We start from the raw sequence: 26310 nt of genomic DNA on the forward strand, positions 1-26310 counted from the left end.
AGCCCATGTGCGCGTACGTACTGGTCGCCGAGGACGATCCGAAGCAGGCCGAACTGCTCAGGCGGTATCTGGAGCAGCAGGGCCATGAGGTCCTCGTCGTGCACGACGGGCGTTCCGCGATCGACGAGGCGCGGCGGGCGGATCCCGACCTCGTGATACTCGACGTGATGATGCCGAAGGTCGACGGATTGGACGTCTGCCGGGTGCTGCGGGCCGAGTCCGACCTGCCGATCCTGATGCTGACCGCCAGGTCCACCGAGGACGATCTGCTGCTGGGGCTCGACCTCGGTGCGGACGACTATGTCGCCAAGCCGTACAGCCCGCGTGAGCTGATGGCCCGTGTGCGGACCCTGTTGCGCCGTACCGGGAAGTCTCACGACGCCGATCGGCAGGTGTTCCAGGCGGGCGATCTCCTCGTGGATCCGGTCAGGCACACCGTCACCACGGCGGGCACACCGGTGGACTGCACACCCGCGGAGTTCCGGATCATCGAGACGCTGGCCGCCGAGCCGGAGCGGGTGTTCACCAGGAAGCAGTTGCTGGAGCGCGTCCACGGCTTCGACAGGTTCATCACCGAACGCACGGTCGACGTGCACGTGATGAACCTGCGCAAGAAGATCGAGCCTGATCCGCGCCGCCCGGTCCGGCTGCTGACCGTGTACGGCGTCGGTTACAAACTGACCCGCGCATGAGGTCGTTGTTCGCCAGGCTGCTCACGAGTTCGGCCGTCGTGGCGGTCTGCTCGATCACGGCGACCGCGTGGCTGGCCGCCAGCAGCACCTCCGGCGCCATCCGGCAGGAGCAGGGCCAGACGCTGGCCAGCGACGCCCGGATCAACAACAGCCTGCTCGGCTACGCCTCCCGCCATCCGGACTGGTCGGGCGTCGCCACCACCTTGCGCGATCTCGCCGCCCAGAACGGTCGCCGCATCGCGCTGGTCACCGAGAACGGCACCCTCATCGCGGATTCGGCGACCACCGGGACCCCACTGCCCGCCAGGGTGGCGGCCGTCGTCGACCCGCTGGCCGTGGACGTGACCCTGGTGCCGGGAGCGGCCAGGGACCGTATCGACCCACGCGCGGTAGGTCCTTTCCTGCTGTCCGACCGTGATCGCGTCCGGCTGAGGAAGGCCGCCGACACCTACACCGCCTGTGCGGGCCGCAGCGGGCAGGCCGTGCAGGTGACCGTCTCGAACACCGGCAGGCCCCTCGTCACGACGCTCGACCAGGGGGGCGGTCAGGAGCCGAGCCCGGTGCCGAGGCCGATGTCGAGCCCGATGCCGAGGCCGAGCCCGGTGCCGACCGAGGCCCCCGCCGTGGTGAGCGTCTGCGACGCCACCGCCTTCAGCACACCGACGCGCACCGAGAAGGCCGCGTTGAAACAGCTCAACCTCCTGGTCAGCAGGTGCCTCAAGGGTAAGGGCAGGAGCACGGAAAGGGGTTCGGTCGGCCTCGACTTCACCTGGGTCCCCGGGAAGAAGCCGATGCCGCCGCTCGCCGAACCTGATCAGGTGATCTCCTCCTGCGTCGTCACCGCCCGCAGAGAACAACTCGATCCCTACGTCGCCCCCGCGGCGTATCTGTACATCGGCTCCCCTGCCGAGGGCACCGGCCAGCGCATCCCGCTGCCTTCGATCGCCGGTGCCGCCCTCCTCGTGCTCGTGCTGACCGTGGGCGTGAGCGTCATGGCGGCCAGGCGTCTGGTCAGGCCCGTCAACGCGCTCACCCACGCCGCGCGGCGGATGCGTGACGGGGACAGCTCCGCCCGCGTCACGGTCAGGACCACCGGCGAGATCAGCGAGCTCGCCACGGCGTTCAACGAGATGTCGGAACACCTCCAGCGCATGGAGGAGCAGCGCAAGGCCATGGTCAGCGACGTCTCCCACGAGTTGCGCACACCGCTGAGCAACCTCAGAGGCTGGCTGGAGGCCACCCAGGACGGCGTCGCCGAGTTGAACCCCGCGCTGATCGCCTCGCTGGTCGAGGAGATCCTGCTGTTGCAGCACATCGTCGACGACCTTCAGGAGCTCGCCCTCGCCGACGCGGGCAAGCTCCGTCTGCACGTCGAACCCGTCCATCTCGGCGACCTTCTCGACCAGGTGACCACCGCTCACCGTGGCCGGGCCGAAGCCGCAGGGCTCACGCTGACCGCCGCGGTCACCGGCGACCCCCCGCTGACCGCGGATCCGGTACGGCTCCGCCAGGCCGTCGGCAACCTAGTGACCAACTCCCTGCGCTACACACCACGCGGCGGGCACATCACGCTGGGCGCCCGCCAGGACGGCGACCAGGTCGTCATCGAGGTGACCGACACGGGGATCGGGATCCGCGCCGAACACCTCCCCCACGTCTTCGACCGGTTCTGGCGAGCGGAGAAGTCCCGCAACCGCCAGACCGGCGGCAGCGGACTCGGACTCGCCATCGTGCGCAACCTGGCCGAGGCGCACGGCGGCACAGCCACGGTCACCAGCGAGCCAGGTGTCCGCACGACGTTCACCCTGCGTCTTCCGTCACAACAAGATCACATCGAGATCACAGTGAGACCCGTGAAGGCCGCGGGCTCCGACCCGGCGGTGAGCCGGGCCGCGCGCTGACCGCCTCGTACACGGCGATGTGCCCACCTCGGCTGCCGACCCGAAGGCCGCCGGGGAGCTACTCCTCGGTCGGGACCAGGCCCGTCTGGCAGGGCCCACCCCGACGGGTCACCCAGCCTGACGTCGGTGCCGTCGAGGCGGCAGTAGCCCACGCCGACTGGCTCTGAAGTATGCCTTCCAGCTCATGAGCAACGGGCTCGGGCTAACGAGGGTTCACGCGGAACTCCGCCCAGAGGTCGACGGCCTTCTCCAGATCGAGTGCCGCCACCTCCTCGCGGGTCATGCCCACCGTGTAGATCAAACGGTCGGCGAGCCAGTCGGGAACCGGCTCCCACGCAGGCCGCTCGTCGACATGGATGTGATCAGTCAGGGTCCCGAGACGGTCGATGACCTCGCCGAGACGGACGACCTCGGGGCGTGAACCACCTGCTTCCCGGACCCGCGCCTTGGCCTCGGCGTAGACTTCGGCGTCGGCCCTCTCCCCGACGGCCCAGATCTCGCAGATCTCAATCGCCTTGTCATCGGTGATCCGGTAAACGACCCGCCAGGTGTTCCGGCCTACGACGAGCTTGCGAAAGCCGGTCAGTTCTCCGCCCAGTGGGTAGCCGGCCTCGGGGTTCTCCAGCAGCAGAAGGATCTTCTTGAGAATCCTGGGCACGGCATCCGGGCCGATCCTGCGAAGATCGTCGATGGCCGGATCGGTGAATACGACATCGGACACCGTTTATTCGTCCTCGTCCGGAAGTGCGGCCAGCGACTCCCGGGTGTGCCCGAAGGCGGAAAGCACGTCGTCGATCGATGTCCGCCGCCCGTCGTCCGTGGCCGCCCGCGCGAGAACCAGCGCCAGATCTCGCAGGTCCGCCGCGGCTTCCTCCAGCTCGCTGAGGCGCCGGATGCTCACGACAGCGGCGACCGGCTGATGCCGACGGGTCACCACCAGGTCGGTTCCCTGCTCCGCGTCCGCCACCAGCCGGGCCACCCCGCGCTGCGCGGCCTCGGTGACCGTGAGTTCGGTTGCATCATGGAGAACAGCCATACAAGAACTGTATAGAAACCTGTACAGGATAGCGAGCGTCATGACCAGCCTCGTAAGCGGAGATGCCGACAGGCCACCTCCCTGTCGTTGTGACGGTGAGTCGTGAGGTCGCCCGCGTAGGCGATGTTGACGCTCATGATCCGCTCGTGAGCGGGGATCTGCGCGCAGTGCCTCGAAACATCGGCGTGTGTTGCCCAAGGCGTGACGGCACAGTTCCTCCCACCCCCTGACCGCATCACTGGCACCGAACCGAATGTCCCATTCGCCATCCGGAGGCGGAACCGTGACCCGGTCACCACGCTTCGGACTCATGTTGAAACCTCTACCTGCCCGAAGTCGCCGCTTGTGGCCTTGCGAGCCTGGGCGTAGCGCACAGGGTCGGCCTTGATCCGAGCGGTCGCCCGCCAGCCTGCGATGACTTCCTGTGCGGTGAGGTCGACATCGAGTTCCGCGGCGTCAGAGAGCGCCTCCACCAGTTCGAGGGTGAAGGCGCGCAGTTCGGCGGAGGTGAGATGGCGAACCCAGGGGAAGACCTCGGGCATGGCGACGACCAGCGCGCGGGCGGTCGGATCGTGCTTGATGAGGGCGAGGAACAGGCGGGATGCCGTAGCCAGTGTCTGCCCGCGCTGATCCTCACGGTCGGCGGCGGTCAGGTAGAAATCCGGGGCATCACGGTGAGTGACGCGTACTCGACCGAGGCGGGCGGCGCGTTCGGCGACGGCTCGGGGATTTCTCGACAGGTCCGAGAAAGTGACGGCGTCGGCGTTGCTGGTGCTCACCCTGCCATCGTAAGTCAGAATACGTTCTGAAGTTGGTGAAGCAAGGAAGGAGCGTCACACGATCGCCTGTCTGCGAGCAGGCCGAAGCGAGCTGCCAAACGACTCTCAGCGCGAAGAACAGCCATGAATCATGCAGCAGCCCAGAAGGCCACCTTGGATCAGTTCTCAGCTCGACGAGGAAGCAACGGCGAAGCCTTGCAGACGGACACGGCTCACGACCCGTGAAGTCAGAGGGAAGCCACGGAAACGGGGACAGCTCACCCCAACAGGCGGGGGCGAGCTGTACCCGTGAAGTCGGCACTACTCCTCGGTCGGGACCAGGCCCGTCTGGCAGGCGCCCCATCCGGACGGGTCACCCAGCTTGACGTTGGTGCCGCCGATCCCGCAGTAACCGCCGGGGTTCTTGAACAAGTACTGCTGGTGATATTCCTCAGCGTGGTAGTACTCACCCACGGGGGCGATCTCGGTGGTGATGGCGCCGTAGCCCGACTCGGCGAGCACCTTCTGGTAGGCGTCGCGCGAGGCCAGGGCCGACTTCTCCTGCTCGGGCGAGTGGAAGTAGATCGCCGAGCGGTACTGCGTGCCGACGTCGTTGCCCTGGCGCATGCCCTGGGTGGGGTCGTGCGCCTCCCAGAAGACGCGCAGCAGTTCCTCGTACGACACGCGGGCCGGGTCGAAGACGACGCGGACCAGCTCGGTGTGACCGGTCAGCCCGGTGCAGACCTCCTCGTAGGTCGGGTTCGGGGTGTGACCGCCGCCGTAGCCGACCGAGGTGGAGATGACCCCGGGAGTCTGCCAGAACTTGCGCTCGGCACCCCAGAAACAGCCGAGGCCGAAGTCCGCGATCTCGCTTCCCCCGGGGTACGGTGGAGCCAGCGGGGCGTCGAGGACCGCGTGGCGGGCGGGGACCGCCATCCGGGTGTCGCGGCCCGGCAGGGCGTTCTCCCGGGACACCATCGACGTCTTGTCCTTGCCGAACAGCCAGCCCATCATGGACCTCCTTCTGACGTGTTCTCCCCGGAGGGGGAAACCACCGGCGGCCCCGCCCTGTTCCCATAAGCAGAGCTTAACTGTCCGAAAAGCAATGCTAATTTGTGTTAAATCCTATAAGGGATGACTATAGGAGACATGCCCGAAACACGGCGAGGACTCCTGTACGGCGTCGCCGCCTACATGATGTGGGGCCTGTTCCCGCTGTACTGGCCGCTCCTGAAGCCCTCCGGCGCGGTGGAGATCCTCGCGCACCGCGTCGCCTGGTCCCTGGTGGCCGTCACGGCCATTCTCGCCGTACGGCGCCACTGGTCCTGGTTCCGCACACTCGTACGCACCCCGAGGAAACTCGGACTCCTCGTCCTGGCCGCGGCGATCATCACCGTCAACTGGGGCGTCTACATCTACGCGGTCAACAGCGGCCACGTGGTCGAGAGCGCGCTCGGCTACTTCATCAACCCCCTGGTCAGCGTGCTCTTCGGCGTCCTGCTCCTGAAAGAGCGGCTGCGACCGCTCCAGTGGGTGGCGGTCGGGCTGGGTGCCCTCGCCGTCCTCGTGCTGACCTTCGACTACGGCCGGCTGCCGTGGATCGCGGTGGTGCTGGCCGTCAGCTTCGGCACGTACGGGCTGGTGAAGAAGACCGCTCAGGTGGGGGCCGCGGAGAGCATGACGGTCGAGACGCTGGTGCTGCTGCTGCCCGCCCTCGGCTACCTGGTCTACCTGGGACAGCAGGGCACCAGCACGTTCGGCCACGTGAGCGCGGCGCACGCCCTGCTGCTGGCCGGAGGCGGGGTGGTCACCGCCGTCCCGCTGCTCTGCTTCACCGCCGCCGCGCTCCGGGTGCCGCTCACCACGATCGGCCTGCTCCAGTACATCGCGCCGGTGCTGCAGTTCCTGTGCGGAGTGCTCATCGCGCGCGAGGTCATGCCGCCCAGCAGGTGGATCGGGTTCGCCATCGTCTGGCTGGCCCTGTCGGTCTTCACCTGGGACAGCCTCCGCACCGCGCGCCGGGCCAGGCAGGCCCGGCAGGAGAGCCCCGAGGCCGTCACCGTCTGAGGAACCCTGGCAGGAACCAAAACAGGAACCAGAACAGGAACCAGGACAGACCTCACCGGACGGGCCGGCCCGCTCGCCCCGGCGGGAACAGCCGTCCGGACCGCCTACGCGCTCCGGACGGCGAGGACCAGCGGGGTGAGGATCGGGTCGACGCCCGCCTGCTCCAGGGCCGCGGCCAGGGAACGCTCATAGGTCGGGGTGGCCTCGGTCAGTCGCAGCCGGCCCTGCTCGGTGATCACCGAGTAGACGCCGCGACGGTCGTCGCGGCACAGGGCCCGCCGGGTCATCCCCGCCTCCTCCAAACGGGCGACGAGGCGGGTCACCGAGCTCTGGTTGAGCCCCACGGCCTCGGCGAGCTCCTGCATGCGCATCTCGCCGCCGGGCGCCGCGGCGAGGCGTCCCAGCGCGCGGTACTCCGACAACCCGAGGCCGTGCCCTCGTTGCAGGGCCTTGGCCAGCTCGGCCTCCACCCGTGCGTACAGAAGGGCGAAACGGTCCCATGACATCGCGAACCTCCCCGGTGTGCCCAGCCTGACAGGAGTGTACGCGGCCTCCGCATTTGCATGCACGCACAAAGAGCATGGGGTTTCCCAAGTCTGCGTGCGCGCACGAGGGAAGCGGAACTTCCCCGGCCGGTCAGCCCGAGCGCTCCACGACGTAGTCGCAGAGGGCGAGGTAGGCGGCGCGGGCCGGGATGTCGGGAAGGGCCGCCAGGTCGGCGCGGGCACGGTCGGCCCAGGAGACCAGCTCGGCCCGGGCACGTTCCATCGCGGCGTGGGAGCGGAGCAGGGTCAGGGTCTCCTCGATGTCCTCCTCGGCCACCGGACCGGCCAGCAGCTCACGCAGCCGGGTGCTTTGCGGGTCGTCGGAGGCGAGGACGTAGAGCACCGGCAGCGTCCGGATGCCCTCACGCAGGTCGGTACCGGGGGTCTTGCCCGACTCGACCGACTCGGAGGCGACGTCGAGCAGATCGTCGCCGAGCTGCCAGGCGACGCCGATGGCCTCGCAGGCCCGGGTCACCCGCTCGACGACCTCGGGGGCCGCGCCGCTGAGCAGGGCTCCGAACCGGCCGGAGGTGGCGATCAGCGAGCCGGTCTTGTCGGCCAGCACGTCGATGTAGTGGGCGACCGGATCTTCCCCGGCGCGGGGGCCTATGGTCTCGCGGATCTGGCCGCGGACCAGGCGGGAGAACGTCTGGGCCTGGATCCTGATGATGTCGGCACCGAGGTCGGCCAGGATCTCCGACGCCTGGGCGAAGAGGTAGTCGCCGGTCAGGATGGCCACGGTGTTGTCCCAGCGGGCGTTGGCCGACGGGGAACCCCGGCGGACCGGGGCCTCGTCCATCACGTCGTCGTGGTACAGCGTGGCCAGGTGGGTCAGTTCGATCACCACGGCCCCCGGGATCACTCCGGGGGCTTCCGGCCGGCCGAACTGGGCGGCGAGCAGCACGAGCATCGCCCGGAACCGCTTGCCGCCCGCCTCGATCAGGTGCTTGGACGCCTCCGTGACGAAAGCGTCGTCGCTCTCCACCGACGACCGCAGCAGCTTCTCGACCTCGGCCAGGCCGCTGGCCAGGTCCTGCGCCAACCGTTCGTCGACGAACGGCAGATCAACAACCGGTGGCGCAGCCATGGACCTTACTCCTTACCGAATGAACAACGCGGACGCAGCCTGGTCCGCGATATCGAGCACCGGCTGGGGGAAGACGCCCAGCACTACCGTAGCCGCTGCCGCCAGAGCGACCACAGCCGAGGTGCCCACCGTCGGGGTCGCGATGGACGGGCCGTCCGCGGAGGGCTCGCTGAAGAACATCAGCACGATCACACGGACGTAGAAGAACGCCGCGATGGCCGAGCTGACCACGCCGACGATCACCAGGGGCAGCGCACCGCCGGAGACCGCCGCCGCGAACACGGCGTACTTGCCGAAGAAGCCGCTCGTCAGCGGGATGCCGGCGAAGGCAAGCAGGAAGAAGGCGAAGATGCCCGCCAGGACCGGGGCACGCTTGCCCAGACCCGCCCAGCGCGACAGGTGCCCCGCCTCACCGCCCGCGTCGCGGACCATGGTGACCACCGCGAAGGCGCCGACCGTGGTGAAGCCGTACGCGGCCAGGTAGAACAGGATGGCCGACAGCGACTGCTGGTTCTGCTCCGCGGCGTCGCCCACGGCGATCACGCCGGTGAGCAGGAAGCCCGCGTGGGCGACCGAGGAGTAGGCCAGCATGCGCTTGATCTCGGTCTGGGTGATGGCCAGGATCGCGCCGACCACCATGGTGAGGATCGCGACGCCCCACATGACCGGCTGCCAGTTCCACTCCAGGCCGCCCAGGGCGACCCAGAAGACGCGCAGCACGGCGCCGAAGGCGGCCACCAGCACCGTGGAGGCCATCAGGGCGGTGACCGCGGTGGGAGCACCCTGGTAGACGTCGGGCTTCCACGCCTGGAACGGCGCGGCACCGATCTTGAACAGCAGGCCGATGCCGAGCAGCGCGGTGCCGATCAACAGGATCGTCTCCTGGCCGCTGACCGTGGCGAGCGCGGAGCCGATGCCCCGCAGGCTGACCGTCCCGGCGTAGCCGTACACCATGGCCATGCCGTACAGGAAGAAGGCCGAGGAGAACGCGCCGAGCAGGAAGTACTTGACCGACGCCTCCTGCGAGAGCAGGCGCCGGCGGCGGGCCAGGCCGCACAGCAGGTACAGCGGCAGGGACATGACCTCCAGGCCGACGAACATGGCCAGCAGGTCGTTGGAGGAGGCGAACAGCAGCATGCCGCCGACCGAGAAGAGCAGCAGCGGGTAGACCTCGGTCTGGGCGTACCCGTGGCGGACCGCCTCCTCCTCGTCGGGGCTTCCCGGCACGGCCGCCGCCTGCGCGACGAACTGCTCGTCGTCGTTGATCAGCAGCACGCTGATCAGCGCCAGGACGAGGATGATGCCCCAGATGAACAGCGAGGGGCCGTCCACCGCGACCGCGCCCATGGCCGCCGGGGAGTCCGGCAGCCCGTTGAGCGCGGTCAGGACCGTCATCGCGAACGCGCCGAGCAGGGCGAGCAGGGTGAGCGGCACCTGGATCGACTTGCGCAGCAGGCGCGGCGCGAACGCCTCGACGAGCACGCCGATGACCGCCGCGCCGAACACGAACAGCATCGGCGCGAGCAGGGCGTACTCGATCGTCGGGGCTGAGATGGTGCCGTTCACTGACCGGCCCCCTTCTTTTCTGCCACGGCGGAGCTGGACTGGTCGACCTGGACGTTGGAGAGCGTCTTGTCCACCGCGGGGTTGATGACGTCGAGCAACGGCTTGGGGAAGAAGCCCAGTGCGATGATCACAGCGATCAGCGGGGCGACCACCCAGATCTCACGACGGTTGAGGTCGGGCAGGGCACGGACCGACTCCGCCGCCGGGCCGGTCATCGTGCGCTGGTACATCCACAGGATGTAGAGAGCCGCCAGGATGACGCCGGTGGTCGCGATGACCGCCGCGACGGTGTGGTGCCGGTACGAGCCCATCAGGACCATGAACTCGCTGACGAACGACGACAGGCCCGGCAGCGACAGGCCCGACAGGCCGGCGATGAGGAAGGTGCCGGCGAGCAGCGGGGCGACCTTCTGCACGCCGCCGTAGTCGGCGATCTGGCTGGAACCGCGGCGGTAGATCAGGAATCCGGCGATCAGGAACAGCGCGCCGGTCGAGAAGCCGTGGTTGACCATGTAGAGCGTGGCGCCCGTGCCGGCCTCGCGGGTCATCGCGAAGACACCGAGCGCGATGAAGCCGAAGTGCGAGATCGACGTGTAGGCGATCAGGCGCTTCATGTCGGTCTGGCCGATGGCCACGATGGCGCCGTAGACGATGCCCACGACGGACAGCACGATCACCAGCGGGGTGAAGAACGCCGACGCGGACGGGAACAGCTCCAGGCAGAAGCGGAGCATGCCGTACGTGCCGACCTTGTCCAGCACGCCGACCAGCAGCACCGCGGCGCCGGCCGGGGCCTGCGCGGCGGCGTCGGGCAGCCAGGTGTGGAACGGCCAGAGCGGGGCCTTGACCGCGAACGCGATGAAGAAGCCGGCGAACAGCCACTTCTGCGTGGTCGGGTCCTGGACGACCCCGATCAGCTCGGGGAACATGAAGGTGCCCGGATCCGCCCCGTTGGCCTGGTCGGCGACCACGTAGAGCGCGATCACCGCGACCAGCATGAGCAGGCCGCCGAAGAGCGAGTAGAGCAGGAACTTCACGGCCGCGTAGGACCGCTGGACGCCGCCGTACGACCCGATCATGAAGTACATCGGGATCAGCATGGCTTCGAAGAAGACGTAGAAGAGGAAGACGTCGGTCGCCGCGAAGACGCCGATCATCATCGCTTCCAGCACCAGCAGCAGCGCGAAGTACGTCTTCACCGAACGCTTGGGAGCCACCGTCTTGGGCTCCTCGCCCGGCACCGTCACGACGGTGCCGTCGGCGTCGTGCCAGGAGGCGAGGATGACGATCGGCACCAGCACCGCCGACAGCGCGATCAGCACCAGGGCGATGCCGTCGACGCCGACGCCGTAGTGCACGCCGAAGCGCGGGATCCAGTCGTAGACCTCGGCGAACTGGAAGCGGGTCTCCGAGTTCGGGTCGAACCGGGCCGCGACCACGCCGGTGAGCGCGAGCACGACCAGCGAGACCGCCAGCGCCAGCTGCTTGGCGAGCTTGTCACTCCTGACAAGGGAGACACCCACCGCGCCCAGGACGGGCACGGCCATCAGTATCGAGAGCCAGGGCATCACATGTTCCCTACGTAGAGCAGCGCGCCAACGACCACGGCGGCACCGAAGAGGATGGACAACGCATAAGACCTCACGTAGCCGGTCTGGACGCGGCGCAGCCGCCCGGAGGTCCCGCCGATCCCCGCCGCCAGGCCGTTCACCACTCCGTCGACGCCGCGGTTGTCGAAGAACACCGCGATGCGGGTCAGCCACTGGCCGGGACGCATGAACAGCGCCTCGTTCAGGGCGTCGCCGTACAGGTCACGACGGGCGAACGTGGTGAGGAAGGAGCCGCGCGGGGCGAGCTGGGGCACCTCGGCGGCGCCGTAGCGGAACCAGGCGAACGCGGCACCGGCCGCGACCAGCGCGAGCGTGGCCAGGCCGGGGGTGCTGAACGGGTGGAAGGCCGGCATCTCATCCGGAGCCGGACCACCCACGGCCGGGACGAGGAACTTCATGAACCGGTTGTCGAGGACCAGGAAGGCGCCCAGGAAGATCGAGCCGATCGACAGGACGATCAGCGGCACGGTCATCACGGCGGGCGACTCGTGCGGGTGGGCGTCGTCGGCCCAGCGCCTCTTGCCGAAGAAGGTCATGAAGACCATCCGCGACATGTAGAAGCCGGTCAGACCGGCGCCCAGCACGGCGAGCCAGCCCAGCACGGGGTTGTGGTGCATCGCCGTCTCGATGATGCCGTCCTTGGTGAAGTAACCGGACAGCAGCGGGAAGCCGATGATCGCCAGGTAGCCGATGATGAAGGTGATCGCGGTGACCTTCATCACCGGGAACAGGCCGCCGTACCTGCGCATGTCGACCTCGTCGTTCATGCCGTGCATGACGGAGCCGGCGCCGAGGAACATGTTGGCCTTGAAGAAGCCGTGCGTGATCAGGTGCGCGATGGCGAAGGCGTAGCCCACCGGGCCGATGCCCGCGGCGAGCATCATGTAGCCGATCTGCGACATCGTCGAACCGGCCAGGCCCTTCTTGATGTCGTCCTTGGCGCAACCGATGATCGCACCGGCGAGCAGCGTGGCCACGCCGACGATCGTCACGACGAGCTGCGCGGTCGGGGCGGCCTCGAAGAAGAGACCGGACCTGACGACCAGGTAGACACCGGCGGTGACCATGGTCGCGGCGTGGATGAGGGCCGAGACCGGGGTCGGGCCCTCCATCGCGTCCAGCAGCCACGACTGCAGCGGAAGCTGCGCCGACTTGCCGCAGGCGCCCATGAGGAGCAGCAGGCCGATGGCGGTCATCGTGGTGTCGGAGGCGCCGGCCGTGGGGACCGTCTGGGCGAGGTCCTTGAAGGCGAACGTGCCGAACGTGCTCCAGATCATGAACATCGCGATCAGCAGGCCGAAGTCGCCGACGCGGTTGACGACGAACGCCTTCTTGGCCGCGACCGCCGCCGAGGGCTTGAACTGCCAGAACCCGATCAGCAGGTACGAGGCGAGGCCCACGCCCTCCCAGCCCATGAACAGGCCGAGGTAGTTGTCGGACAGCACCAGCAGGAGCATGGCGGCGACGAACAGGTTCAGGTAGGCGAAGAACCGGCGCCGGTCGACGTCGTGCGACATGTAGCCGATCGAGTAGATGTGGATCAGCGAACCCACACCGGTGATCAGCAGGGCGAAGCTGATCGACAGCGGGTCGATCAGCAGCCCCAGGTTCGCGACGCCGGGGATGAACTCGTACAGCGCGACGGCGAGACGGCGCTGCTCCGGTGCCCGGCCCAGCAGCTCGACGAAGGAGACCGCGGCCACCGCGAAGGCGGCCAGGGACATCACGACGCCGACCAGGTGACCCCAGCGGTTGGTACGGCGTCCGCCCAGCAGGAGGAACGCGGCCCCCAGCAGCGGCAGCGCGATCATCAGCCAGGAGAGCCCGATCACCCCACCGGAGTGCGGGACGATCTCAGCGGGAGATTGCACCTGCCACCTCTTAGTACTTCAGCAGGTTGGCGTCGTCCACAGACGCCGACCTGCGGGTTCGGAAGATCATCACGATGATGGCAAGGCCGATCACGACCTCCGCCGCGGCCACCACCATCACGAAGAAGGCGATCAGCTGGCCGTCCAGGTTGCCGTGCTGCCGGGCGAAGGTGACGAACGCGAGGTTGCAGGCGTTGAGCATGAGCTCCACGCACATGAACACCACGATGGCGTTGCGTCGCATGAGCACGCCGATGGCGCCGATCGCGAAGAGCAGCCCGGAGAGCACCAGGTAGTGAGTGGTCACTTGCCGTCCTCCTGCTTGAGCGCGTCCTTCACCTGGACGGGCTCCTCTGCCAGGTCGGGGTCGTGGTCCTGGTCGGCGTCCTTCTCCAGGACCTGCTTGATGAGCGCCGCCTTCGCCGGGTCGGTGGGCGTGAAACCGTCCTCCATCTCGTGCCGGGCGAGCACCCGGTTGATCGACTTGGCCGAGACCGTGCCGTCGGGCAGCAGCGCGGGCATGTCGATGGCGTTGTGCAGCGCGTAGGTGCCCGGACCCGGCAGCGGCGAGGGCTGCGGGCCGGCGAAGCGGGCACGGGCCAGGTCGCGCTGGGTCGCCCTGGGCCTGACCCGCTCCCGGTGGGCGAGCACCATCGCGCCGAGCGCGGCGGTGATCAGCAGCGCCGAGGTGACCTCGAAGGCGAAGACGTACTTGGTGAAGATCAGCTGCGCCAGCGAGGGCACGTTGCCGCCTCCCTCCTGCACGGCGCTCTCCAGACCGGCGGGCGCGCCGTAGGCGGTGTTGCCGACGGCCAGGGCGAGCAGGGCGGCGAAGCCCAGGCCCGCGACCGCCGTCCACAGACGCTGCCCCTTGATCGTCTCCACCAGCGAGTCGGAGGAGTCGACGCCGACCAGCATCAGGACGAACAGGAAGAGCATCATGACCGCGCCGGTGTAGACGATGATCTGCACGGCGGCGAGGAAGGGGGCGTCCTGGACCGCGTAGAGCACGGCCAGGGAGAGCATGACGACGCCCAGCATCAGGGCGGAGTAGACCGCCTTGCGACTGAAGACGAGCCCGAGGGCGGCCGATACGGAGACGACCGCGAGGACCCAGAACGTGATGGTCTCACCCATTGTTGCGTCCCAGCCGGTAGTAGTCCTCTTCGGTCTCGCCGAGGCGCATGGCGTGCGGCGGGGCCTCCATGCCGGGGCCGAGCGGCGCGAGCAGCATCTCCTTGGTGTAGATGAGGCTCTCACGGCTGCTGTCGGCGAGCTCGTATTCGTTGGTCATCGTCAGAGCGCGCGTCGGGCACGCCTCGATGCACAGACCGCACAGGATGCACCGCAGATAGTTGATCTGGTAGGTGCGTCCGTAACGCTCACCGGGCGAGTAACGCTCCTCGTCGGTGTTGTCCGCGCCCTCGACGAAGATCGCGTCAGCCGGGCAGGCCCACGCGCACAGCTCACAGCCGACGCACTTCTCCAGGCCGTCGGGCCAGCGGTTGAGCTGGTGCCGGCCGTGGAAGCGCGGAGCCGTGGGCTTCTTCTCCTCGGGGTAGTTGACCGTTTCGACCTTCTTGAACATGGTGTGGAAGGTCACGCCGAACCCCTTGATGGGGTTCAGCCAATCAGTTGCTCCCACTGGGAACCTCCTTGCGCGCCACCCCGTGGTAGTGCGGCAGGTCGAGCGGCGGCACAGGGAAGCCACCCGCGGTGGGCTCGGCCTGGAGATGCTCGAACTCGGCCTGGATCTGGGCGGCCTTGTCCTCCTTGCGCTTCTGCAGCACGCTGTCGAAGCGCCACCAGATGCCAAGGCAGCCGACCATGACGAGCGCGGCGAGGATGAGCACGACCGAGCGGTTGACGTCCTGGATCTGCAGGGCCCTGACGGTGGCGACCAGGAGGATCCACGCCAGGTTGACCGGGATGAGGATCTTCCAGCCGAGGGCCATGAGCTGGTCGTAGCGGACCCGCGGCAGCGAGGCGCGGCACCAGACGAAGAAGGAGAAGACCAGCACCATCTTCAGGAAGAACCACAGCAGCGGCCACCAGCCGGTGTTGGCCCCGTCCCACGCCGAGATCGGCCACGGTGCCCGCCAGCCACCCATGAACAGGGTGATCGACATCGCGGAGACCACGAAGACGTTGACGTACTCGGCGAGCATGATGACGGCGAACTTCAGCGAGTTGGAGTACTCGGTCTGGAAGCCGCCGACCAGCTCGCCCTCGCCCTCGGGAAGGTCGAAGGGGACCCGGTTGGTCTCACCCAGCATGGTGATGATGTAGATCAGGAAGGACGGGATGAGCAGGACCATGTACCACGAGGGCATCGGGATCTCCAGCCCGCCCAGGGTGAGCACCCCGCCGGAGGCCTGCGCCGCGACGATCTCCGAGGTGGAGAGCGTCCCGGCGAACAGGAAGACACCCACGAACGACAGGCCCATGGCGATCTCGTACGAGACCACCTGAGCGCTGGCCCGCAGACCGCCGAGCACGGCGTAGGGCGAACGCGAGCCCCAACCGGCGAGCACGATGCCGTACACGCCGATCGAGGCCATCGCCAGCACCATCAGCACGGCGACCGGCATGTCGGTCAGCTGCAGCGGCGTCTCGACGCCGAACATCGAGACCTTGGGGCCCATCGGGACGACGGAGAAGGCCAGGAAGGCCGGGACCGCCAGGACCACCGGAGCGATGAAGTAGATCACCTTGTCGACGGTGCGGGGCATCAGGTCTTCCTTCAGCCCCATCTTCAGGCCGTCGGCCACCGACTGGAGCAACCCGAACTTGCCCGCCCGGTTGGGGCCGTACCGGTTCTGCATGCGCGAGATGAGCTTGCGCTCGAACCACACGCCGAAGAGCACGCCCAGCATCAGGACGACGAAGATGACAACGGCCTTGATGATGCTGATCCAGAGCGGGTCCTTGCCGAAGTCGGCAAGGGTCGGATCGGCCGCTAGGAGAGTCCGGGCATTCATTACCGCTCCTCGTTAGCTTCGCCGGCGGTTCCTACCTCGCCGGCCGTCGTGCCGGAGGCACGCTCGGGAAGCACCGTGTCCGCGCCGGGAAGCACGGTGTCCGCGGCCTCGGGCGCTCCCGCGACCGTGCTCACCGCACCGGGCGTGACCGGGCTCGCGGCGGCGGGTGCGACCGCGCCGGCGGACGTGCCCCCGGCGGGCCCGATCGCGACGATCTCGCCGGCGACGGCCCGCAGGTCACGGGTGACCGAGCGGCCCGCCGAGTTGGCCGGCAGCCACACCACCCGGTCGGGCAGGTCGGCGATCCGCACCGGCAGGGTCAGCGAGCCGCGCTCGGTGCCGACGGTGATCTCACCGCCGTCGGCCAGCCCGGCCTCCGCCGCGGTGGCCGCGGAGACCAGCGCCTCGGCAGCGCGGGCGGTGCCCGCCAGGTAGGGCTCGCCCGCCTGCAGGCGGCCGTCGTCGAGCAGCAGGTGCCAGGTGGCGAGGACCGCCTGGCCGGCCTGCGGCTCGGCGAGGACCGGGGCGTCCACCGCGGGGGCGGCGGCGCGGGAGCCGCGCCAGGCGCCGATCGCCGCGAGCTCGCGGCGGGCGGCGGCCGGGTCGGGCAGGCCCAGGTGCACGTCCATGGCGTCGGCGATGGCCGAGATGACCCGCAGGTCGCTCATGACGCCGGGAACCCGCAGCGCCTCCTCGAAGGTGCGTCCCCGCCCCTCCCAGTTGACGAACGTGCCCGACTTCTCGGCCGCCACGGCGACCGGGAGGACCACGTCGGCCCGGTCGGTGACCGCGCTGGCGCGCTGCTCCAGGCTCACGATGAACGGGGTGTTCTCCAGGGCGACCAGGGCGGCCTGCGGCGCGGCCAGGTCGTAGGGGTCGACACCGGCGATGACGAGGGCGTCGATCTCCCCGTCGAGCGCGGCCTTCAGGATGCCGGTGGTGTCACGGCCCTCGCCCTCGGGGAGCGAGGCGACGTTCCACGCCCTGGCCACCTCGGCGCGGGCGGCCTCGTCGCCGACCGGACGGCCGATCGGCAGCAGGTTCGGCAGCGCGCCGGCCTCGACGGCGCCGCGCTCACCGGCCCGGCGCGGGACCCACGCCAGGCGGGCGCCGCTCGACTCGGCCAGCCGCACCAGCGCCGACAGCGCACCCGGCACGGTCGCCAGCCGCTCACCGGCCAGGATGACCGCACCCGGCTGCCTGACCGCCTCGGCGGCGATCGGGTCGACGGCGGCGAGGTCGTCCAGCACGGCGGTCTCGGAGCCCGGCACCGCCGGGACGAGCGTGCCGCCCATCTTGGCGAGCCCGGCGGTGGCGAAGGGGGCGACGGAGAAGACCCTCAGCCCCTTCTTCCGCCACGCCTTGCGCAGGCGCAGGAAGACGATCGGCGACTCCTCGTCCGGCTCGAAGCCCACCAGGAGCACGGCCGGCGCCTTCTCCAGGTCCGCGTAACGGACCTCGATGCCCTTGCCCGCGACGGCGTGGGCGAGGAAGCTCGCCTCCTCCGCAGAGTGGGGGCGGGCGCGGAAGTCGATGTCGTTGGTGCCGAGGGCGAGCCTGGCGAACTTGGCGTAGCCGTACGCCTCCTCGACGGTGGCCCGCCCGCCGACGAGCACGCCCGCCCGACCGCGCGCCGCGGCGAGGCCCCGGGCCGCGGCGGCGAACGCCTCGGGCCAGGAGGCCGGGACCAGGCGACCCTCCTCGTCACGGACGAGGGGGGTCTTCAGCCGGTCGGGCTGGGTGCCGTAGGTGAAGGCCCAGCGGCCCTTGTCGCAGTTCCACTCCTCGTTGACCTCGGGGTCGTCCCCGGCCAGGCGGCGGGTGACCTTGCCCCGGCGGTGGTCGGTGCGCAGGGAGCAGCCGCTGGCGCAGTGCTCGCAGGCGCTCGGCGTGGAGACCAGGTCGAACGGACGCGCCTGGAAGCGGTACGCCGCGCCGGTCAGCGCGCCGACCGGGCAGATCTGCACGGTGTTGCCGGAGAAGTAGGACTCGAACGGCCGCCCGTCGGCGGCGCCGACCTGCTCCTTGGCCCCGCGCTCGAAGAAGTCGATGAGCGGGTCGCCGGCGATCTCGTCGGAGAAGCGGATGCAGCGCGCGCACTGGACGCAGCGCTCACGGTCGAGCAGCACCTCGCTGGAGAGCGCCACGGGCTTGTCGAAGGTCCGCTTCTTCTCCTGGAAGCGGCTCTCCCCCTGCCCGTTGGACATCGCCTGGTTCTGCAGCGGGCACTCGCCGCCCTTGTCGCAGACCGGGCAGTCGAGCGGGTGGTTCATGAGCAGCAGCTCCATGACCCCGCGCTGCGCCTTCTCCGCGACCGGGGAGGTGAGCTGGGTCTGCACGACCATGCCCTGCGCGACCTCGATCGCGCAGGACGGCTGCGGCTTGGGGAACCCGCGGCCGTTGCCGGCGTCGGGGATGTCCACCAGGCACTGGCGGCAGTTGGCCGCCGGGTCCAGCAGCGGGTGGTCGCAGAACCGCGGGATCTGGATGCCGAGCAGCTCGGCCGCCCGGATGATCAGCGTGCCCTTCGGCACGCTCACCTGGAACCCGTCGATGGTGACGGTGACCAGGTCCACCGGCGTCTGGGCCGGGGTGGTGGCTTCGACGGTCATGGCGCCTCCTCCGTCGGCCTCATGACCGAAACGGTGCTGTGCTTGTCGGTTGCCTCGCGCCTGGCGGTCACTTCGTCCCCCACAGCCTGGACGGGGCGTGGTCGAACGGGCAGCCGCCGATCTCGAAGTGCTTGAGGTACTCGTCGCGGAAGAGCTTCACCGACGAGTGGATGGGGCTGGTGGCACCGTCGCCCAGAGCGCAGAAGGAGCGGCCCAGGATGTTGTCGGCGATGTCGGTGATCGTGGTCAGGTCGTCTTCGGTGCCCTGACCCTTCTCCAGCCGCTTGAGCACCTGCTTAAGCCAGTAGGTGCCCTCCCGGCAGGGGGTGCACTTGCCGCAGGACTCGTGCGCGTAGAACTCGGTCCAGCGCAGCACGGCGCGGACCACGCACGTGGTCTCGTCGAAGATCTGCAGGGCCCGGGTGCCGAGCATGGACCCCTTCGCGCCGACCGACTCGAAGTCGAGCGGGACGTCGAGGTGCTCGTCGGTGAAGATCGGCGTGCTGGACCCGCCGGGGGTCCAGAACTTCAGCCGGTGCCCCTCACGCATGCCGCCGGACATGTCGAGCAGTTCGCGCAGGGTGATGCCGAGCGGCGCCTCGTACTGGCCGGGCCTGGCCACGTGCCCGCTCAGCGAGAAGATGCCGAAGCCCTTGGACTTCTCGGTGCCCATCCCGGCGAACCAGTCGGCGCCGTTGGCGATGATCGAGGGAACACTGGCGATCGACTCGACGTTGTTGACGACGGTGGGCGAGGCGTACAGGCCCGCCACGGCCGGGAAGGGAGGCTTGAGCCGAGGTTGGCCGCGGTGACCCTCCAGCGAGTCGAGCAGCGCCGTCTCCTCGCCGCAGATGTAGGCGCCGGCTCCGCTGTGCACGACCAGCTCCAGGTCGAAACCCGACCCGAAGAGGTCCTTGCCGAGGTAGCCCTCGGCGTACGCCTCGGCGACGGCCGCCTGCAGCCGGCGGATGACGTGCAGCACCTCGCCGCGCACGTAGATGAAGGCGTGGTTGGCCCGGATCGCGTACGAGGCGATGATGACGCCCTCGACCAGCGCGTGCGGGTTGGCCATCATCAGCGGGATGTCCTTGCACGTGCCGGGCTCGGACTCGTCGGCGTTGACCACCAGGTAGTGCGGTTTGCCGTCGCCCTGGGGGATGAAGCCCCACTTCATGCCGGTGGGGAAGCCCGCGCCGCCGCGTCCGCGCAGGCCGGAGTCCTTGACCGCCTGGATGACGGCGTCCGGGTCCATGCCCAGGGCCTTCCTGGCCGCCGAGTACTCGCCGTAGCCCTCCAGGGTGAAGGAGTTCGGCTGGTCCCAGTTCGCGGTGAGAACCGGGGTGAGAGTGGTCACTTCGTCTCCTCGCCTGGCAGCCCGTCGCTCCGGGACGAGGCCGCACCGTGCCTGATGGCTCGCTCGTTACGCCTGCTCACGCTTCGGGAGCCTTCCAACCCTTGGCCTTGGCGATCTTGAGGCCCTCCAGGGAGGCCTCCCCCGCCGAAGGGCCGTCACCGGCCAGGCCGTCGGAGAGCCCGGAGAGCACCCGCGAGGCCTCCTTGAACGTGCAGAGCTTCTTCGGACCGCGGGTCGGCGAGACCTCCTTGCCGTCCTTGAGGTCGTCGACGAGCTGCTTGGCCGACTCGGGGGTCTGGTTGTCGAAGAACTCCCAGTTGACCATCATCACCGGGGCGAAGTCGCAGGCGGCGTTGCACTCCAGCCGCTCCAGCGAGACCTTCCCGTCCGCCGTCGCCTCGTCGTGGCCGACGCCGACGTGCTCGGAGAGCTCGTCCCAGATCTGGTCGCCGCCCATGACCGCGCAGAGCGTGTTGATGCACACGCCCACGTGGTACTGGCCCATCGGCTTGCGCTTGTACATCGTGTAGAAGGTGGACACGCCCACGACCTCGGCCTTGCTCAGGCCGAGCATCTCGGCGCAGAACTCGTGACCGGCGTCGGAGACGTAGCCGTCCTCCGACTGCACCAGGTGCAGCAGGGGCAGCAGCGCCGACCGCGGCTTGGGGTAACGGCCGATGATCTCCTTGGCGTCGCGCTCCAGGCGCTCGCGGACCTCCGGCGCGTAGCCGCCGTTCACCGTCGAGCCCTCTGCCGGGGTCGCGTGGACGGCCCGGTTCGCGGGCTCGTCGCCCGTGCCCGTGGTCGCACCCACCGCGCTCTCACCGGTCAGGCCCGTGCCCGTGGTCGCGTTGACCTTGTCGGCGCTCATCGGTCGACACCTCCCATCACCGGATCGATCGAGGCCACCGCGGAGATGACGTCGGCGACCATGCCGCCCTCGCACGTCGCGGGGACCGCCTGCAGGTTCGTGAACGACGGGTCACGGAAGTGCACCCGGTACGGGCGCGTGCCGCCGTCGCTGACCACGTGGGCGCCGAGCTCGCCGCGGGGGCCCTCGACCGAGGCGTACGCCTGCCCGGCCGGGACCCGGAAGCCCTCGGTCACCAGCTTGAAGTGGTGGATGAGCGCCTCCATCGAGCCGCTCATGATGTGCGCGATGTGGTCGGGCGAGTTGCCCAGGCCGTCGGGACCCAGCGCGAGCTGCGAGGGCCAGCCGATCTTCTTGTCGTCGACCATCACCCGGTCGCCCTTGAGCGGTCCGGCCAGCCGGTCGAGCGCCTGCTCAATGATCTTGAGCGACTCCTCCATCTCGGCGATCCGGACCAGGTAGCGGCCGTAGACGTCGGCGGTCGTCTGCGTCGGGACGTCGAACTCGTAGGTCTCGTAACCGCAGTAGGGCTGCGACTTGCGCAGGTCCCACGGCAGGCCCGCGGCCCGCAGCATCGGGCCGGTGACGCCCAGCGCCATGCACCCGGTGAGGTCGAGGTAGGCGACGTCCTTCGTCCGGGACAGGTAGACCGGGTTGGCGTCGAGCAGCTTGCGCATCTCTTTGATGCGCTGCGGCATGAGCTTCAGCAACTCGCCGACCTTGTCGACGGCCCCGGCCGGCAGGTCGACGGAGACGCCGCCCGGCCGGACGTAGGCCATGTTCATCCGCAGGCCGGTGATGTACTCCATCACATCGAGCACCATCTCGCGCTCGCGGGAGCCGAACAGGAACGGGGTGGTCGCCCCCAGCTCCATGCCGAAGGTGCCGATGGCCACCCAGTGCGAGGAGATCCGGGTGAGCTCCATCATCATCACGCGGATGGCCTGCGCACGCTCGGGGACGCGGTCGGTGATGCCCAGCAGCTTCTCGACGGCCATGCAGTAGGCCGTCTCGTTGAAGATGGGCGACAGGTAGTCCATCCGGGTGACGAACGTGGTCCCCTGGGTCCACGTCCGGTATTCCAGGTTCTTCTCGATGCCGGTGTGCAGGTAGCCGATGACCGTGCGGGCCTCGGTGACCGTCTCACCGTCGAGGTTGAGGACCAGGCGGAGCACGCCGTGCGTGGACGGGTGCTGCGGGCCCATGTTGACGACGAGCTGCTCGTCCTGCTGACCGGACAGGGTTTCGAGCAGTTCCGTCCAGTCGCCGCCGGAGACGGTGTAGACCCGGTCCTCGGCGTCGTGGGCGGTCGCGGCGCTGTAGGCCGCCTTGGGGTTGCCGGCTTCGGCGACCTCTTCGTACGCGGCGCTCACCGGTACGTCCTCCTCTCGTCCGGCGCGGGGATCTCGGCGCCGCGGTACTCGACCGGGATGCCGCCGAGCGGGTAGTCCTTGCGCTGGGGGTGCCCGTCCCAGTCGTCGGGCATCATGATCCGGGTCAGCGCCGGGTGCCCGTCGAAGACGATGCCGAAGAAGTCCCACGTCTCCCGCTCATGCCAGTCGTGGGTCGGGTAGACCGAGACCGTGGAGGGAATGTGGGGGTCGGCGTCCGGGCAGGAGATCTCCAGGCGGAGACGCCGGTTGTGGGTGATCGAGCACAGGTGGATCACCGCGTGCAGCTCCTGGCCCTCCAGGTGCGGGTAGTGCACCCCGGAGACGCCCAGCGAGAGTTCGAACCGCAGGGCGGGGTCGTCGCGCAGGACCCTGACGACGTCGAGCAGGCGCTCGCGCCGCACGTGGAAGGTCAGCTCGCCACGGTCGACGACCACGCGCTCGACGGCGTCGGCGAGGTCGCCGCCCAGTGCGCGCTCCAACTCGTCGGCGATGGTGTCGAAGTAGCCACCGTACGGGCGGGGCGTGGAGAGCTCAGGCTTGCGCCGCACGACGAGGCGGCCGTAGCCGGAGGTGTCACCGGTGCCCGAGGCGCCGAACATGCCCCGGTGGGCGATCGGCTCCTCCGGCAGGCCGGGGAGGTTGTCAGTACTCACAGTCGCTCACCGCTCCTCGTTCGCTGCGCTCACTGCGTCGAGTTCGCTCCAGCTCACAGTCGCTCACCGCTCCTCGGTCAGTTCGCTGCGCGGGCCTCATTTGGCGGTCCCCTGGTCGATCAGCGGGAGCGTCCGCAGCGCCTGCGCCTCGAGCTCTTCGATCTGCTTGGCCCGGTGCGCGCCGAACTTCATGTTCTGGATCTTGTCGTGCAGCTTGACGATCGCGTCGATGAGCATCTCGGGCCGCGGCGGGCAGCCGGGCAGGTAGATGTCGACGGGGACGACGTGGTCCACGCCCTGCACGATGGCGTAGTTGTTGAACATGCCGCCGCTGGAGGCGCACACGCCCATGGCGATGACCCACTTGGGCTCGGCCATCTGGTCGTAGATCTGCCGGAGCACCGGGGCCATCTTCTGCGACAGCCGGCCCGCCACGATCATCAGGTCGGCCTGGCGCGGAGACGCCGAGGCGCGCTCCATGCCGAAGCGCGCGAGGTCGTGCTTGGGACCACCGGTGGACATCAGCTCGATGGCGCAGCAGGCCAGACCGAAGGTCGCCGGCCACACGGAGTTCTTACGCGCCCAGCCGGCCACCTGCTCGACCGTGCTGAGCATGAACCCGCTCGGAAGTTTCTCTTCAAGACCCATATCTAGTCCCAGTCCAGACCCTTGCGGCGCCACACGTACGCGTAGGCCACGAGCACGGTGACGATGAACAGCAGCATCTCGACCAACCCGAAGACCCCGAGCTTGTTGAAGGCGACCGCCCACGGGTAAAGGAAGATGATCTCGATGTCGAACACGATGAAGAGCATCGCGGTGATCATGTACTTCAGCGGGAAGCGGCCACCGCCCACGGGCTGGGGCGTCGGTTCGATGCCGCATTCGTAGGCGTCGAGTTTCGCGCGGTTCCAGCGCTTGGGGCCGGTGAAGGGAGCGATCGTCACCGAGAAGATCGCAAATCCCGCCGCGAGAACGGCGAGCACCAGGATGGGTGCGTATACGTCCATCGCTACGCCTCCTCTCCCATCTCCACGCGCGCCCGCGCGTAGCTCTGCATGTCGGTGTGTTTCGCAAGTGTAGGCAGGGCGGCCGTCGCCCCGGACTCGGGCTTCCAGGCGTTTACTGAGGTCATGCCGGTGGCGCCACCTTCGACAGGGCGTTGATGATGCGATCCGACGCGTCGCCTCGCCGGTCGGTGAGATTAGCAAGGAGCTTGAGCGTGAACCGCATCAGGCGGGGGTGCGGAAGCGCGTGCCGGGTCAGGAAGTTCATCACGCCCCGGTTCCCGATGAGCTCCACGAAACCGCGTCCGAGGGTGAAGTAACCACCGTAGACGTCCTTGAGCGTCTGCGGGTAGGCGCGCAGCACCCGCTCCCGCTGTGCGGGGGTGACCCGGCCGAGCGCCTGGACGATGCTCTCGGCGGCGATGTGGCCGGTCTCCATCGCGTACGCGATGCCCTCGCCGTTGAACGGGTTGATCATTCCACCGGCGTCTCCGACCAGCACCAGGCCCCTGGTGTAGTGCGGCTGGCGGTTGAAGGCCATCGGCAGGGCGGCCCCCCTGATGGGGGTCGTCATGTTCTCCTCGACGTAGCCCCACTCGGCGGGCATGCCCTTCACCCAGCGGCGCAGCAGGTCGCGGTAGTCCATGCCCTTGAAGGCGTCACTGGTGTTCAGCAGGCCCAGGCCCACGTTGGACGTGCCGTCGCCGACCCCGAAGATCCAGCCGTAGCCGGGCAGCAGCGTGTCGCCGTCCCACAGCTCCAGCCAGGTCTCCAGGTAGTCGTCGTCGTGACGCGGGCTGGTGAAGTAGGTCCGCACTGCGACGCCCATCGGGCGGTCCTCGCGCTTGTGCAGACCCATCGCCAGGGAGACGCGGGTGGAGTTGCCGTCGGCGGCGACCACCAGACGGGAGCGGTAGGAGACCTCCTCGCCGTCCTTCCTGGCGACGACGCCGACGATGTGACCGCTGCGCTCGTCGAGGATCGGGGCGGTGACGTTGACCCCCTGCAGCAGGCGGGCACCCGCCTTGACCGCGTTCTCCGCGAGGATCTGGTCGAAGTCCTGACGGGTGCGGACCAGGCCGAAGTCGGGGTAGCTCGACAGCTCGGGCCAGTCGAGCTCGAAGCGCAGGCCTCCGCCGACCACGCGCAGGCCCTTGTTCCTGACCCAGCCGGGGGCGTCGATGTCGACGCCCATGGCGATGAGCTGTTTGACGGCTCGGGGGGTCAGCCCGTCGCCGCAGACCTTCTCACGGGGGAAAGTGGTCTTCTCCAGCAGCAGGACGTCGAGCCCGGCCTGTGCGAGATGAAAAGCGGTTGTCGAACCGGCGGGCCCGGCGCCGACGACGATGACGTCGGCGTCAGCCTCAGCGACATTCCGCTGTGGGGCGGCTGGCACGGTCACGGGACCTGTCCTGTCCTACAAGCTTTGAGGGCCTCGGGGTAAGGGGCCGTCCGTTCTTTGTGAAGAGCTTCACAAACTTGTCGGCCCGAAGTCTAACGCCTTCGCAGGGCGAAGCGTCAGGCGGGTGTCACGACCACCGCCCGATCTTCTATGCGGGCTTATATGCCCGGTGAAGGGCCACGATTCCCAGACTGAGGTTGCGCCACGCGACCCGCTCCCAGCCCGCATCCTGGATGATCCTAGCCAGCGCCGCCTGGTCGGGCCAAGCCCGGATCGACTCCGCCAGATAATCATACGAGTCGTCGTTGGAGCCGAAGACCCGGCCCATCGCCGGCAGCAGCTTCATCAGATACTGCGAGTAGACGAGGTCGAACGCCCTGGGCACCGGGTGCGAGAACTCCAGGATGACCAGGCGTGCCCCGGGCTTGGCCACCCGGTGCATCTCGCGGAGCGCCTGGCCGGTGTCGTGCACGTTGCGCAGCGCCGTGGAGATCGTCACCGCGTCGAAGACCCCGTCGGCGAAGGGCAGCCGCAGCGCGTCGCCCGCGACGAAACTGACGCCCCGCACGCCTCCGCCGTGGATGCCCGAGCCGCCGTGCCTCCTCACCCCGGTGCGCAGCATGCCGAGCGAGAAGTCGGAGGCGATCGCACGGGCGCCCAGCGTGGTGAAGGCGTCGGTGGAGGTGCCGGTGCCCGCGCCGAGATCGAGGACCAGCTCACCGGGCCCGGCGTCGACCGCCGCCGCGGTCGCCTTACGCCACAGCCGGACCTGGCCCAGGGAGATGATGTCGTTGACAAGGTCGTAACGCTGGGCCGTGCGATCGAACATCGCGGCGACCTCGTTCGGCTGCTTGTCCAGAGAAGCGCGCGTCATGTCACCAGCCTAGGCCCGCCGCGACAATC

General features: G+C 68.9%; 25 protein-coding genes. 3 read left to right on the plus strand and 22 right to left on the minus strand.

Annotated features, from left to right (window positions below):
* Nucleotides 1–5 precede the first annotated feature (5 nt).
* Together F4562_RS14700 and F4562_RS14705 are read left to right on the plus strand one after the other, a co-directional pair.
* Entirely contained in the window at nt 6–692 is a 687-nt protein-coding gene (locus tag F4562_RS14700) for a response regulator transcription factor (RefSeq protein WP_184537640.1), read from the plus strand.
* Complete coding sequence (locus tag F4562_RS14705) at nt 689–2593, plus strand: sensor histidine kinase (RefSeq protein ID WP_184537638.1); 1905 nt, start codon at nt 689–691, stop codon at nt 2591–2593. Before F4562_RS14700 ends, F4562_RS14705 begins: the two co-directional genes overlap by 4 nt.
* Before the next feature lie 202 nt (nt 2594–2795).
* On the opposite strand, the gene F4562_RS14710 is transcribed toward F4562_RS14705, so the two are convergent.
* The 4 genes from F4562_RS14710 to msrA all read right to left on the minus strand — a co-directional run bounded on the left by F4562_RS14710 (nt 2796) and on the right by msrA (nt 5398).
* The gene (locus F4562_RS14710) at nt 2796–3314 is read right to left on the minus strand and encodes a type II toxin-antitoxin system RelE family toxin (RefSeq protein ID WP_184537636.1); all 519 of its coding nucleotides are present in this window, start codon (nt 3312–3314) and stop codon (nt 2796–2798) included.
* 3 nt (nt 3315–3317) lie between these two features.
* Nucleotides 3318–3629 carry a type II toxin-antitoxin system prevent-host-death family antitoxin gene (locus F4562_RS14715; protein WP_184537634.1) on the minus strand — a complete coding sequence of 104 codons (312 nt, stop codon included), beginning with the start codon at nt 3627–3629 and terminating at the stop codon, nt 3318–3320.
* Nucleotides 3630–3937: 308 nt separating this feature from the next.
* Nucleotides 3938–4408, minus strand: a complete 471-nt coding sequence (locus F4562_RS14720) for a hypothetical protein (protein WP_184537632.1) — start codon at nt 4406–4408, stop codon at nt 3938–3940.
* A gap of 300 nt (nt 4409–4708) precedes the next feature.
* Nucleotides 4709–5398 carry a peptide-methionine (S)-S-oxide reductase MsrA gene (gene msrA, locus F4562_RS14725; RefSeq protein WP_184539479.1) on the minus strand — a complete coding sequence of 230 codons (690 nt, stop codon included), beginning with the start codon at nt 5396–5398 and terminating at the stop codon, nt 4709–4711.
* Between the two features lie 138 nt (nt 5399–5536).
* Between msrA and rarD the strand changes: the two genes are divergently transcribed.
* Nucleotides 5537–6454: an EamA family transporter RarD gene (gene rarD, locus F4562_RS14730; RefSeq protein ID WP_184537630.1), complete on the plus strand. Its 918-nt coding sequence runs from the start codon at nt 5537–5539 to the stop codon at nt 6452–6454.
* Between the two features lie 104 nt (nt 6455–6558).
* Here the strand turns inward: rarD and F4562_RS14735 are convergent, their stop codons facing one another.
* From F4562_RS14735 to F4562_RS14820, 18 genes are all read right to left on the minus strand, one after another.
* On the minus strand, nt 6559–6960 hold the full coding sequence (locus tag F4562_RS14735; RefSeq protein WP_184537628.1) for a MarR family winged helix-turn-helix transcriptional regulator: 402 nt from the start codon (nt 6958–6960) through the stop codon (nt 6559–6561).
* Between the two features lie 130 nt (nt 6961–7090).
* On the minus strand, nt 7091–8086 hold the full coding sequence (locus F4562_RS14740; RefSeq protein ID WP_184537626.1) for a polyprenyl synthetase family protein: 996 nt from the start codon (nt 8084–8086) through the stop codon (nt 7091–7093).
* A 12-nt stretch (nt 8087–8098) separates the two neighbouring features.
* Nucleotides 8099–9652, minus strand: a complete 1554-nt coding sequence (gene nuoN, locus F4562_RS14745) for an NADH-quinone oxidoreductase subunit NuoN (RefSeq protein ID WP_184537624.1) — start codon at nt 9650–9652, stop codon at nt 8099–8101.
* Nucleotides 9649–11220, minus strand: a complete 1572-nt coding sequence (locus F4562_RS14750) for an NADH-quinone oxidoreductase subunit M (RefSeq protein WP_184537622.1) — start codon at nt 11218–11220, stop codon at nt 9649–9651. Before F4562_RS14750 ends, nuoN begins: the two co-directional genes overlap by 4 nt.
* A complete protein-coding gene (gene nuoL / locus F4562_RS14755) occupies nt 11220–13073 on the minus strand; it encodes an NADH-quinone oxidoreductase subunit L (protein WP_184539476.1) in 1854 nt (617 codons plus the stop codon). The genes F4562_RS14750 and nuoL overlap by 1 nt, the downstream gene beginning before the upstream one ends.
* Before the next feature lie 70 nt (nt 13074–13143).
* Nucleotides 13144–13440 carry an NADH-quinone oxidoreductase subunit NuoK gene (gene nuoK / locus F4562_RS14760; protein WP_184537620.1) on the minus strand — a complete coding sequence of 99 codons (297 nt, stop codon included), beginning with the start codon at nt 13438–13440 and terminating at the stop codon, nt 13144–13146.
* Nucleotides 13437–14270, minus strand: a complete 834-nt coding sequence (locus F4562_RS14765) for an NADH-quinone oxidoreductase subunit J (protein WP_184537617.1) — start codon at nt 14268–14270, stop codon at nt 13437–13439. Before F4562_RS14765 ends, nuoK begins: the two co-directional genes overlap by 4 nt.
* The gene (gene nuoI / locus F4562_RS14770) at nt 14263–14778 is read right to left on the minus strand and encodes an NADH-quinone oxidoreductase subunit NuoI (protein WP_184537615.1); all 516 of its coding nucleotides are present in this window, start codon (nt 14776–14778) and stop codon (nt 14263–14265) included. Before nuoI ends, F4562_RS14765 begins: the two co-directional genes overlap by 8 nt.
* The gene (gene nuoH, locus F4562_RS14775) at nt 14765–16114 is read right to left on the minus strand and encodes an NADH-quinone oxidoreductase subunit NuoH (RefSeq protein ID WP_184537613.1); all 1350 of its coding nucleotides are present in this window, start codon (nt 16112–16114) and stop codon (nt 14765–14767) included. The genes nuoI and nuoH overlap by 14 nt, the downstream gene beginning before the upstream one ends.
* On the minus strand, nt 16114–18726 hold the full coding sequence (locus F4562_RS14780; RefSeq protein ID WP_184537611.1) for an NADH-quinone oxidoreductase subunit G: 2613 nt from the start codon (nt 18724–18726) through the stop codon (nt 16114–16116). The genes nuoH and F4562_RS14780 overlap by 1 nt, the downstream gene beginning before the upstream one ends.
* A 67-nt stretch (nt 18727–18793) precedes the next feature.
* Nucleotides 18794–20080 carry an NADH-quinone oxidoreductase subunit NuoF gene (gene nuoF / locus F4562_RS14785; RefSeq protein ID WP_184537609.1) on the minus strand — a complete coding sequence of 429 codons (1287 nt, stop codon included), beginning with the start codon at nt 20078–20080 and terminating at the stop codon, nt 18794–18796.
* A 76-nt stretch (nt 20081–20156) separates the two neighbouring features.
* The gene (nuoE, locus tag F4562_RS14790; RefSeq protein ID WP_246473435.1) at nt 20157–20951 is read right to left on the minus strand and encodes an NADH-quinone oxidoreductase subunit NuoE; all 795 of its coding nucleotides are present in this window, start codon (nt 20949–20951) and stop codon (nt 20157–20159) included.
* On the minus strand, nt 20948–22204 hold the full coding sequence (locus F4562_RS14795; RefSeq protein WP_184539472.1) for an NADH-quinone oxidoreductase subunit D: 1257 nt from the start codon (nt 22202–22204) through the stop codon (nt 20948–20950). The genes nuoE and F4562_RS14795 overlap by 4 nt, the downstream gene beginning before the upstream one ends.
* Nucleotides 22205–22320: 116 nt before the next feature.
* Nucleotides 22321–22998 carry an NADH-quinone oxidoreductase subunit C gene (locus F4562_RS14800; protein ID WP_184537607.1) on the minus strand — a complete coding sequence of 226 codons (678 nt, stop codon included), beginning with the start codon at nt 22996–22998 and terminating at the stop codon, nt 22321–22323.
* 96 nt (nt 22999–23094) lie between these two features.
* Nucleotides 23095–23646: a NuoB/complex I 20 kDa subunit family protein gene (locus F4562_RS14805; RefSeq protein ID WP_184537605.1), complete on the minus strand. Its 552-nt coding sequence runs from the start codon at nt 23644–23646 to the stop codon at nt 23095–23097.
* Between the two features lie 2 nt (nt 23647–23648).
* A complete protein-coding gene (locus F4562_RS14810; protein ID WP_184537603.1) occupies nt 23649–24008 on the minus strand; it encodes an NADH-quinone oxidoreductase subunit A in 360 nt (119 codons plus the stop codon).
* 121 nt (nt 24009–24129) lie between these two features.
* Nucleotides 24130–25407, minus strand: coding sequence for a geranylgeranyl reductase family protein (locus F4562_RS14815; protein ID WP_184537601.1), 1278 nt, complete (start codon nt 25405–25407; stop codon nt 24130–24132).
* A 148-nt stretch (nt 25408–25555) separates the two neighbouring features.
* Entirely contained in the window at nt 25556–26281 is a 726-nt protein-coding gene (locus F4562_RS14820; RefSeq protein WP_184537599.1) for a demethylmenaquinone methyltransferase, read from the minus strand.
* Between the last annotated feature and the right edge of the window lie 29 nt (nt 26282–26310).

The organism is Streptosporangium becharense, assembly GCF_014204985.1.
GTDB classification, from domain to species: domain Bacteria; phylum Actinomycetota; class Actinomycetes; order Streptosporangiales; family Streptosporangiaceae; genus Streptosporangium; species Streptosporangium becharense.